The organism is uncultured Subdoligranulum sp., from assembly GCF_937890665.1.
Map to the genome: position 1 here is coordinate 1 of NZ_CALADU010000312.1, position 5,387 is coordinate 5,387.

Annotated in this window: 5 protein-coding genes; 2 read left to right on the forward strand and 3 right to left on the reverse strand. The window is 59.5% G+C overall.

The features are described from left to right. Nucleotides 1-67: 67 nt before the first annotated feature. Complete coding sequence (locus Q0526_RS17920) at nt 68-1,855, reverse strand: aminopeptidase P family protein (protein ID WP_298736683.1); 1,788 nt, start codon at nt 1,853-1,855, stop codon at nt 68-70. A gap of 206 nt (nt 1,856-2,061) precedes the next feature. Between Q0526_RS17920 and Q0526_RS17925 the strand changes: the two genes are divergently transcribed. Beyond that, nucleotides 2,062-3,315, forward strand: a complete 1,254-nt coding sequence (locus Q0526_RS17925; protein WP_298736686.1) for a GTP-binding protein — start codon at nt 2,062-2,064, stop codon at nt 3,313-3,315. A 19-nt stretch (nt 3,316-3,334) separates the two neighbouring features. After that, nucleotides 3,335-4,312: a GTP-binding protein gene (locus tag Q0526_RS17930; RefSeq protein ID WP_298736688.1), complete on the forward strand. Its 978-nt coding sequence runs from the start codon at nt 3,335-3,337 to the stop codon at nt 4,310-4,312. A 137-nt stretch (nt 4,313-4,449) separates the two neighbouring features. On the opposite strand, the gene Q0526_RS17935 is transcribed toward Q0526_RS17930, so the two are convergent. Further along, nucleotides 4,450-4,992, reverse strand: a complete 543-nt coding sequence (locus Q0526_RS17935; RefSeq protein WP_298736690.1) for a hypothetical protein — start codon at nt 4,990-4,992, stop codon at nt 4,450-4,452. A gap of 169 nt (nt 4,993-5,161) precedes the next feature. Further along, the coding region (locus Q0526_RS17940) for a LysO family transporter (RefSeq protein ID WP_298736692.1) at nt 5,162-5,387 on the reverse strand (226 nt) is incomplete at its 5' end.

Consider the following 5,387-nt stretch of genomic DNA (forward strand, 5'->3'; position numbering starts at 1 on the left):
AAAGGGGAGGTGCAGGAGACGCGGCGCAGCCGCTGAATCCGAACCTCCTCTTTGAGGAAGCAGCGCCTCACCGCCCGATGGGCGCGCACTTCTTTTGCAGCCACGCCTTTTCCTCGTCGTTCAGGCGGGGGGCCAGCGTTTCGTAGACATGCTGGTGGAAGGCGTTCAGCCAGTCGATCTGTACCCGGGACAGCTCATCCACAAGCACCGGCGTGGTGTCGATGGGCACCACCGTCAGCGGCGCAAAGCCCAGCCAATGTCCGTACTGGTTGTCGCCCAGATCGATGCACTCCAGCTCGTTCTCGATGCGGATGCCTACCTCGTCGGTCTCATAGATGCCCGGCTCGTCGGTGATGGTCATGCCCGGCTTAAAGACCACCGGGTTGTTGGGCCGCAGGCTCTGGGGGCCTTCGTGTACGCCCGAGATAAAGCCCACGCCATGGCCGGTGCCGCAGCGATAGTTCACCTTGTGGGCCCACACCGGTCCCCGGGCAAAGGTATCCAGCGCAAAACCGGTGCAGTAATCCAAGAAGACCGCCCGGGCCATGTCGATGTGGCTCTGCAATACCCAGGTATAGTACCGGCGCTCGTCGTCGGTCAAGGGTCCCACCGGATAGGTCCGGGTGATGTCGGTGGTGCCGCAGTCATACTGCCCGCCGTTGTCCACCAGCAAAAAGCCTTTGCGCTCGATCTTGCTGTTGACTTCGCCCTCGGCATGGTAGTGCATCATGGCGGCGTTGGGGCCCCAGGCTGCAATGGCGGGGAAACTTTCCTCCAGATACCCCGGCTGCTCGGAACGACGCCGGATCAGCATCTTTTCAATATCGGTCTCGTAGAGCTCCTGCCCTTCGGCCAGCGCCTTCTCCAAGTCCATCTCGAACCGGACCACCGCCACGCCGTCCCGGATATGGCATTCCCGGATGTTCTTCAGCTCCACCTCGTTCTTGACGCCCTTCAGCGCAAAGATCGGGTCGGTGCCCGGCACCGTCTTGTAGGCGCACAGTGCCGTGTACAGGTCGTAGTTGGTGGCCTTCTCGTCCACCAAGAACACCTCGTCGGCATCCACCTTGCTCACGCCGTCCAGCAGCTCGGTGTAGCCCCGCATCGTCACGCCGCTCTCGGCCAGCGTGGCGGCGTCGGCCTCGCTGATGCGGCCCGGTGCCACAAACAGCGTGCAGTCCTTGGAGGTCACCAGCGCATAGGCTACCGCCAACGGCGTGCAGGGCAGGTCCCGCGCCCGCAGGTTGAGCAGCCAGCCCACGCAGTCCAGTCCCGTCACGGCCAACGCCGTGGCGCCCGCCTTGGCCAGCTCGTCCCGCACCATCTGGATGCGCTGGGCCGCCGTGGCGCCGGTCTGGGCCGGGGTCAGCAGTTCACAGGGAGTGTCGGGCAGGGCCGGACGCTCGCCGGAAGCATCCCAAATGGGGCTGGCCACGTCTTGGCTCTTCAGCGCCGCGCCCTTCTTGGCCAGCACTTCGGTGTATTCCCGGGCCAGATTGGCGGGCACGCAGCTTCCGTCCAGCAGCAGGGTCTGGCCGGCGGTCATGTGCGCCGCCAGATACTCCTCCACCGTGGGCACACCCGCCGAACCGGCGTGCATGCACTCGATCTCGGTCCCGGCCAACTGCTTGTCGGCCTGCACATAAAAACGGCCGTCGCACCACAGCGCCGAACCTTCCTGCGTGACTACCAAGGTGGAATTTTCCCCCGTAAAGCCGGAGAACCACGGCAAGGCATTGTAATAATCGGGCAGATACTCGCTGCAATGCGGGTCACTGGTCATCAACAGCACGGCGTCTGCGCCCGCGGCTTTGGCAGCGGCACGCAGCGCGGCGATCTTTTCGTTGGTCGTCAACGTTGAACACTCCCTTTATGCGTATCATATGGTTTCATCATACCACGTTTTATAAAAAGGTCAAGCGGGCACAATATTTGCAAAAAGTTCAAAAAAACGGTCCCGCAAAAGGGGCAAAACCCCTTGACGCGTTTGTTATAATGGTATTAGCAGTTAGTGTTTGCGACTGCCAGAACCAACCAATTCACGGAAATAGAGGTGCCATCATGGCAGAGAATAAGACCAAAATTGATATTTTTTCCGGCTTTTTGGGCGCAGGCAAGACCACGCTCATCAAAAAACTGATTCAGGAGTGCTTCGCCGGGGAGCGCATCGTCCTGATCGAAAACGAATTTGGCGAGATCGGCATTGACGGCGGTTTCATGCGGGAAGCGGGCATTCAGGTCAACGAGCTGAACTCCGGCTGCATCTGCTGCTCGCTGGTGGGCGACTTCCGGGAAGCCCTCAAGCAGGTGGTGGAAACCTACCATCCCGACCGCATCCTCATCGAGCCCTCCGGCGTGGGCAAGCTGTCCGACGTGACCCGCGCCGTGGAAGGCGTAGCCGAGGCCCTGCCCGTCCAGTTGAACAGCTTTGTCACGGTGGCCGACGTGAACAAGGTCAAAATGTATATGAAGAACTTCGGTGAGTTCTACGACGATCAGGTCAGCCATGCGTCCTGCATCATCCTGAGCCGCACCGGCAACGCCAGCGAGAAGAAGGTAGCCGACGCCGTGGCCCTGCTGGCCGAAAAGAACCCCACCGCCACCATCGTGACCACCGACTGGACCGCCCTGTCCGGCGCGCAGATCGTCTCGGTGATGGACGGCAAACGGGATCTGGTGGCGGAACTGCTCAGCGAAGCCCGCGCCGCCAACGAAGCCCATGCCGGTGAGGAGGAGCATCACCACCATCACCATCATCATGAGGATGGCGAGGAAGAGCACGAGTGCTGCCACCATCATCACGACCATGACGAGGAAGAGCACGAGTGCTGCCACCACCATCACGACCATGACGAGGAGGAAGAGCACGAATGCTGCCACCACCATCACGACCATGACGAGGAAGAGCACGAGTGCTGCCACCACCATCATGACCATGACGAGGAGGAGCACGAGTGCTGCCACCATGACCATCATCATGAGCACCACTACGACGAGCACGGCGTTTGCAGTTGTGGGCATCACCACCACGACCACGATGCCGACGAAGTGTTCACCAGTTGGGGCCGGGAGACGGCCCACAAGTTCAGCCGCGCGGTGCTGGATGAGGCCCTCACCAAGCTGGACGGCGGCGAATACGGCATGATCCTGCGTGCCAAGGGCATTGTGGACGGCGGCGACGAAGGCTGGCTGGAGTTCGACATGGTCCCCGGCGAGCACGAGATCCGTCCCAGCACCCCCGACGTCACCGGCAAGCTCTGCGTGATCGGCTCCAAACTGAACGAAGCAGCCATCGCCGCGCTGTTCGGCCTGTAAGCAAGAAAGGAACACAGCTATGGCAAGACAGATTCCGGTCTACCTGTTTGTCGGTCAGTTGGAGAGCGGCAAGACCAAGTTTATTCAGGAGACGATGGAGGACCCCCAGTTTGATTCGGGGGACAAGACGCTGCTGTTGGTCTGCGAAGAGGGCGAGGAGGAGTACGATCCCGACCGCTTTGCGTTTGGCGGGGTGCATGTGGCCCAGTTGGAGGACAAGAGCGAGCTGACCAAGGAGAACCTCACCGCGCTGGAGAAGAAGTCCGGCTGCGGGCGGGTCATTATTGAATACAACGGTATGTGGCTGGTACAGGACCTGTACGACGCCCTGCCCGACAACTGGCTGGTCTACCAGTGCCTGACCACCGCCGACGGCACGACCATCAAGACCTATGCGGGGGACAACGCCATGCGGTCCCTGCTGCTGGACAAGCTGCGGGGCAGCGAGCTGCTGGTGGTCAACCGTGCCGAGCATGTGAACGATGAGGAGAGCCGTCAGTTGGTCCACAAGCTGGTGCGGCAGGCCAGCCGCCGGTGCGACATCGCCTATGAGTTTGCCGACGGCAGCGTAGCCTACGACGACATCCCCGACCCGCTGCCCTTTGACGTGAACGCCCCGGTCATCGAGATCCCGGAGGAATTTTTCGGCATCTGGTATATGGACTGCATGGACGACGCCAAGAAATACGACGGCAAGACGGTAAAATTCTTGGCGCAGGTCTGTCAGACCAACCGGGCGGGCAAGAACAGCTTTGTGCCCGGCCGGTTCGCCATGACCTGCTGCGTGCAGGATATCCAGTTTGTGGGATTCCCCTGCAAGTACGACGATTACAAAAATCTGGAACAGCGTAGCTGGATCACCCTGACCGCCAAGGTCAACCTCAAATATCACCCCATCTACAAGGGCCAGACCCCTGACTCCACCGGGCCGGTGCTTACTGCACTGGCGGTGGAACCCGGCGAGAAACCCGCGGACGACGTGGTGATGTTCAGCTAAGCGCAGAGGTGTTCTTTCTTTACAAAGAAAGAACCAAAGAAATTCCAACGAAAAAGATCCCGCAGGGAAATTCCCTGCGGGATCTTTTTTATCAGAGTTCTTTTGGTTCTTTTCTTGCAAGAAAAGAACGACCATATTTACGCCCGCTTATAGAGGATGGGTTCATCGTAGCCGAAGGTCCGTTTGCCGTTGACCTCCATGCTCTCCGACACTTCCAGCACATCCTTGCTGAACCGCTCAAAGAGGGTGAACTTCAGCACCGGGCTGAACATCGAGGTGCTGCCCCCTTCCCAGACGCCGTCCTTCTCGGTATACAGGGCCGGGGTGAACTTGGCCGAAGGCTTCAGGTCCGCGTAAGCCACCGGCTTCAGGTTCGCATAGGTAAAACTGTCCTTGTCGTACCCGGCCGGCATGTCGTAGCTGGTCAGCAGCACGCCGCCGTCCTGCTCGGTGAACAGGAACAGATGGGGCGCCGCATGGGTGGCGCCGTTGGCCGTGAAGTAGCTTTCCTCCACCATAAAGACCCCCGCAAAATCGGCGGGCAATCCCTCGATCTTGTCGTTGCAGGCCGTGTTCCGGTGCTCCGCATAGGGGAAGTTCTCCCCTTTCTTGGCCTCATACTGCTCGGCATTGTTGAAATGCCCGGTCAAAATCTGCATAAAATCCTTCAGCTTGCTCATCGTTATACCCCTTTCTGAGGTGGGCCCGCCGGGCGGGCGAAGTTTTGTTGGGTTCGTCTTGCGTTCTCTTGCTTGACAATGTCAAGTATGCTCCCATAGGTTGACTAAGTCAAGTATATAAACCAAAAACTTTTTGTGAACAAAACAAGCGGGGCCAAGGCCCCGCTTGTTATAGGCATAACGAGATGATGACCGGCACAAACAGCGAACAAATCATGCCGTTGAGCACCGACAGCACCACCGTCTCCTCGTTGGTATATTTCAGCATCATGGGCAAGGTGGTATCCTCGCTGGTGGCCCCTGCGGGGGCGATGCTGGTGTAGTAGTTCAGCCGCAGGGCGATGTAGGGAATGATGAGATAGGAGAAAATCTCCCGCATCAAGTTGCTCAAAAAG

Bases quoted from the DNA above. Each gene is read 5' to 3' on its own strand.
- Q0526_RS17935 (WP_298736690.1), bottom strand. From the start codon at position 4,992: ATGAGCAAGCTGAAGGATTTTATGCAGATTTTGACCGGGCATTTCAAC.
- Q0526_RS17925 (WP_298736686.1), top strand. From the start codon at position 2,062: ATGGCAGAGAATAAGACCAAAATTGATATTTTTTCCGGCTTTTTGGGC.
- Q0526_RS17930 (WP_298736688.1), top strand. From the start codon at position 3,335: ATGGCAAGACAGATTCCGGTCTACCTGTTTGTCGGTCAGTTGGAGAGC.